A 4,641-nucleotide genomic window follows, 5' to 3' on the forward strand; every position below is an offset into this window, starting at 1 on the left:
TTACCGCCGTAAGTTTTCGCCAGAACAGTGGTGATTGCAGCAGTCAGGGTAGTTTTACCGTGGTCAACGTGGCCGATAGTACCAACGTTAACGTGCGGTTTTGAACGTTCAAACTTTTCTTTAGACATTAGGTTGTCCCTCTAAGACACGGAATCGGTGGTTTCACCACATCAACCAAGCAATTGCTTGTTAGATATTTACAGGAAGAAAATCAGGAGGCAGAACAGGAAAGGTGGTGCTGATAGGCAGATTCGAACTGCCGACCTCACCCTTACCAAGGGTGTGCTCTACCAACTGAGCTATATCAGCACATCTTGGAGCGGGCAGCGGGAATCGAACCCGCATCATCAGCTTGGAAGGCTGAGGTAATAGCCATTATACGATGCCCGCGTGAACTCGGCTACCTGACTTTAATCAGCTGTACATTGTATCTCAAGTATTTTGTCTGGAGTATAACTCGAGCAGAACACTCAAGATGAAAACTGGTTAATGGTGGTGGGGGAAGGATTCGAACCTTCGAAGTCTGTGACGGCAGATTTACAGTCTGCTCCCTTTGGCCGCTCGGGAACCCCACCTTTCCAAATTTTTAATGGTGCCGGCACCAAGAGTCGAACTCGGGACCTACTGATTACAAGTCAGTTGCTCTACCAACTGAGCTATGCCGGCATCAAGTGCTGCGCATTCTAGGTAGTGTTGGCTTTCGATGCAACAAAAAAATTGCTTTTTTTGTTCTTTCGCTCATAAAACAAGCATTCTTGATGATATTGATGTTTTTTTCAATAACCTTAGAACAAACATTAAACAAAAAAATTTTATAGAGAAGGAATATCAAAATGTATTTGCTGATCATTTCTTGCAAATTTTTCGCGTCACCTTGATTTTTTCTTTTAAAAACGAAGAATGACCACCCAAAATAGCTGTTGAACTGGAACATTTTTTTTACATTTTTGTATTTCCCATCAAAAAACTTACTAAAATCATAAAAAATTCTACGTCTGTGATAACGCAATCGATATGATGAGATTTATTTTTTGTCGGATACGGCTGTTCTCAACAACCGGTCCAACCTGCATAGACAGGCAAATGTTGGCTTATGAATAACAAAGAATCTTTTTTAACGACCCCATATTTACAATTTGATCGTGAACATTGGGCAACATTGCGTGACTCAGTGCCATTGACATTAACAGAAGAAGAAGTCGCCGCTTTAAAAGGTATTAATGAAGAAATTTCAATAGATGAAGTGATTGAAATCTATCTTCCATTATCACGCCTACTCAATTTTTATATAAGCTCCAATTTACGGCGGCAAGCTGTTCTTGAACAGTTTTTAGGAACAGATGAACAAAAAATACCGTACGTTATTGGTATTGCTGGCAGCGTTGCTGTGGGAAAAAGTACCACGGCACGCTTATTACAAGCATTACTAAGCCGCTGGCCTGAACATCGCCGTGTTAAGCTAGTAACAACAGACGGCTTTTTGCACTCTAATAATGTATTGAATGAACGTGGCTTAATGAAAAAGAAAGGATTCCCTGAATCCTATGATATGCGCAACTTAGTCAAATTCGTTTCAGATATCAAATCAGGCGCGGAAAAAGTCACTGCTCCAGTATATTCTCACCTGAGTTATGACATTGTTCCAAACGAACAAATTATCATAGAGAAACCGGATATTTTGATCCTTGAGGGCTTGAATGTATTACAAAGTGGCATGGATTATCCGCATGAGCCACACCATGTATTTGTCTCTGATTTTGTTGACTTTTCTATTTATGTTGATGCTTCAGAAGAATTACTTGAGCAATGGTATGTCAGCCGTTTTCTCAAGTTTAGACAAGGTGCTTTTGCCGATCCAGATTCTTATTTCCATAATTATTCCAAGCTCACGACAGAAGAAGCGATAAAAGTTGCATCCAGTATTTGGCGGGAAATTAACGGCTTGAACTTACAGCAAAATATTTTACCGACAAGGGAGCGTGCTAGCTTGATTATGACGAAAGGTGTCAACCACACAATTGAAAATGTCAGATTGAGAAAATAAAGCAAACAGCCGGAAATATTTCCGGCTTTAACACTCTCAACAGCCCCTCAAAGATATTTCACCGCCAATGTAAGGTGTAATAACACCATTAATATCAAGTAAGAGTGCTCCTTGTTGATCAATTCCACGGGCTATTCCATGAATTTCCTGCTCACCAATAATTAATTTCACTGGACGATTAATAAAATTATCTAACTTAAGCCATCTAGGGATAAAAGGTGATAATCCTTCGTTTTCAAATTGAGTGAGTGTTTCTTTAAGCTTAGCAATGATTTCGGCAATCAATTTATTCCGCTCAATTGTCATTCCTGCTTGTTGTAAATTAGTCCACCGTTGATTAATGGATTTTTGTTGCTCACTACTCATCGAAATATTTATACCTATTCCGATAACGATCTGAGCAGCGTCACCAGTTTTGCCCGTCAATTCAACTAGTATTCCCGCGAGTTTTTTATCGTCCAAATATAAATCATTTGGCCATTTTACTTTTACTCTCTCAGCCGCTCCCTGACGATTAAGAACTTCTGCAATGACAATTCCAACAACCAAGCTTAAACCAATTGCAGCAGCAGGCCCTTGTTCCAAGCGCCAATACATAGACAGATATAAATTTCTGCCAAAAGCAGAAACCCACTGTCTACCACGACGCCCCCGGCCAGCATATTGATATTCTGCAACACAGGCATCACCAGAATCGAGCTCTGATAACTTATCTAACAAATATTGATTTGTAGAATCAATAACAGGTATAACTTCAATCCGGTCACTTGGGTGATAATTTGTAATAGCATTTTTATCAAGAAGGTTCATTGGAGCAGGAAAACGATAACCTTTCCCCGGAAGTGTTAAAATTTCCACACCCCATTCGCGAATGGTCTGGATATGTTTATTAATTCCCGCCCGACTCATTCCTAATTCTTGCCCAAGTTGCTGCCCTGAGTGAACCTCACCATCAGACAATACTTTAATTAATTTTAACGGAGTACTAATATCTTTCATGAAATACATTCCACTGCGTCTATCTCACCTTCACTGCCAATGAAGCGTACTTCAGGCTCTAATAAAATATTAAATTTTTCTGCTACTTTGTTACGCACATGGGCCGCCAGAGCAATAATGTCCTGCCCCTTTGCATTTCCTGTATTAATTAATACAAGAGCTTGCTGTTTATGCACAGCGGCATCACCAATAGAATAACCTTTCAAATGACATTGATCGATAAGCCATCCTGCAGCAATCTTTACACTATATTCATTATGATGATATTGAGGACAATCCGGATATTCAGATTTAATTTTTTGCGCTAATTCAGACGGTACAATTGGATTCTTGAAGAAACTTCCCGCATTACCCATCACCACAGGATCCGGTAATTTACTCTGACGCATTTCACATACAGCATTAAATATTTTATCTGGAGTCACATCTTCTCGTGAGAACTGTGCCAAACCACCATAAGTTAATATTGGTTCCCATGCCTTACTCAAACGTAAGCCGACTGCTGTAATAGCATAATCATCTTTATATTTATGCTTGAAGATACTGTCTCTATATGCAAATTCGCATTCATTTGCCATCAAACGAATAGGGTTACCAGTTTTCAATTCAACAACATCCACATACTCACAGACATGTTTAAATTCAACTCCATATGCTCCAATATTCTGAATAGGGGCAGAACCTACATTTCCTGGAATTAATGCCAAATTTTCTAAACCATAAATCTGTTTCTTGAATAAATAAGTAATCAGATTATGCCAATTTTCGCCTGCACCAACATGGATATACCATGCAGCCTCTGACTCTTTTATATCGATACCAAGTATACGGTTCAGAATCACAGTACCTTTAAAATTTTCGGTGAAGAGGACATTACTTCCCCCTCCCAGCAGTAGAATGGGATGATTTTTTCCCATCGCTTCTTGCCACAAGAACAGAAGTGATTCAACAGAAGTTGCTGTACCAATATGATCGGCATAAGCTGAGACGCCAAAAGTATTAAACGCTTTTAGTTGGGTAGATTGACAGACAGACATTCACTTCAAGCTCAATAGATAATTTGAGTTGTAGTCTATCAGACTCTGCAGTTGAAAGATAAGTGGGCCGTTTTCTAATACCTATCTGTTGATGGAAATACAAAAGTATTAGAAATGCAAAAGGCCACTCATTTGAGTGGCCTTTTGACTTGGTATTAAAGCTTGGCAGTTCCCTACTCTCACATGGGGAGACCCCACACTACCATCGGCGCTACGGCGTTTCACTACTGAGTTCGGCATGGGGTCAGGTGGGACCACCGCGCTGTTGCCGCCAAGCAAATTCTGTTTTATTTGCCGAACATATTATTCATGGTGCTGATACCCAGATTCGAACTGGGGACCTCACCCTTACCAAGGGTGTGCTCTACCAACTGAGCCATATCAGCAAATGCTGAAATAAAAAGTGTTGCCAGATGGGCAACACTTATAAATTGATGTCTGGCAGTGTCCTACTCTCACATGGGGAGACCCCACACTACCATCGGCGCTACGGCGTTTCACTGCTGAGTTCGGCATGGGGTCAGGTGGGACCACCGCGCTGTTGCCGCCAGACAAATTCTG

Annotated in this window: 4 protein-coding genes, 5 tRNA genes and 2 rRNA genes; 1 reads left to right on the top strand and 10 read right to left on the bottom strand. The window is 40.6% G+C overall.

All coding sequences use genetic code 11. The features are described 5' to 3' along the window. From Xenpb_RS18665 to Xenpb_RS18685, 5 genes are all read right to left on the bottom strand, one after another. The coding region (locus Xenpb_RS18665; protein WP_230333040.1) for a GTP-binding protein at positions 1 to 128 on the bottom strand (128 nt) is incomplete at its 3' end. A gap of 105 nt (positions 129 to 233) precedes the next feature. Then, positions 234 to 309: transfer RNA gene (locus Xenpb_RS18670), tRNA-Thr, on the bottom strand. A 6-nt stretch (positions 310 to 315) separates the two neighbouring features. Next, positions 316 to 390: transfer RNA gene (locus Xenpb_RS18675), tRNA-Gly, on the bottom strand. Positions 391 to 490: 100 nt separating this feature from the next. Beyond that, positions 491 to 575, bottom strand: a tRNA-Tyr gene (locus Xenpb_RS18680). Between the two features lie 15 nt (positions 576 to 590). Then, a tRNA-Thr gene (locus Xenpb_RS18685) sits at positions 591 to 666 on the bottom strand. Positions 667 to 1,093: 427 nt separating this feature from the next. Between Xenpb_RS18685 and coaA the strand changes: the two genes are divergently transcribed. Further along, entirely contained in the window at positions 1,094 to 2,044 is a 951-nt protein-coding gene (gene coaA, locus Xenpb_RS18690; RefSeq protein ID WP_099115404.1) for a type I pantothenate kinase, read from the top strand. Between the two features lie 36 nt (positions 2,045 to 2,080). On the opposite strand, the gene birA is transcribed toward coaA, so the two are convergent. From birA to rrf (Xenpb_RS18715), 5 genes are all read right to left on the bottom strand, one after another. Further along, entirely contained in the window at positions 2,081 to 3,043 is a 963-nt protein-coding gene (gene birA / locus Xenpb_RS18695) for a bifunctional biotin--[acetyl-CoA-carboxylase] ligase/biotin operon repressor BirA (RefSeq protein ID WP_187655650.1), read from the bottom strand. Beyond that, the gene (murB, locus tag Xenpb_RS18700) at positions 3,040 to 4,080 is read right to left on the bottom strand and encodes a UDP-N-acetylmuramate dehydrogenase (protein WP_187655651.1); all 1,041 of its coding nucleotides are present in this window, start codon (positions 4,078 to 4,080) and stop codon (positions 3,040 to 3,042) included. Before murB ends, birA begins: the two co-directional genes overlap by 4 nt. A 160-nt stretch (positions 4,081 to 4,240) precedes the next feature. Beyond that, positions 4,241 to 4,356, bottom strand: a 5S ribosomal RNA gene (gene rrf, locus Xenpb_RS18705). Between the two features lie 34 nt (positions 4,357 to 4,390). Further along, positions 4,391 to 4,466 (bottom strand) — tRNA-Thr (locus tag Xenpb_RS18710). Positions 4,467 to 4,516: 50 nt separating this feature from the next. Next, positions 4,517 to 4,632 (bottom strand): 5S ribosomal RNA (gene rrf / locus Xenpb_RS18715). Between the last annotated feature and the right edge of the window lie 9 nt (positions 4,633 to 4,641).

This window comes from Xenorhabdus sp. PB62.4, assembly GCF_014467285.1.
Classification (GTDB): domain Bacteria; phylum Pseudomonadota; class Gammaproteobacteria; order Enterobacterales; family Enterobacteriaceae; genus Xenorhabdus.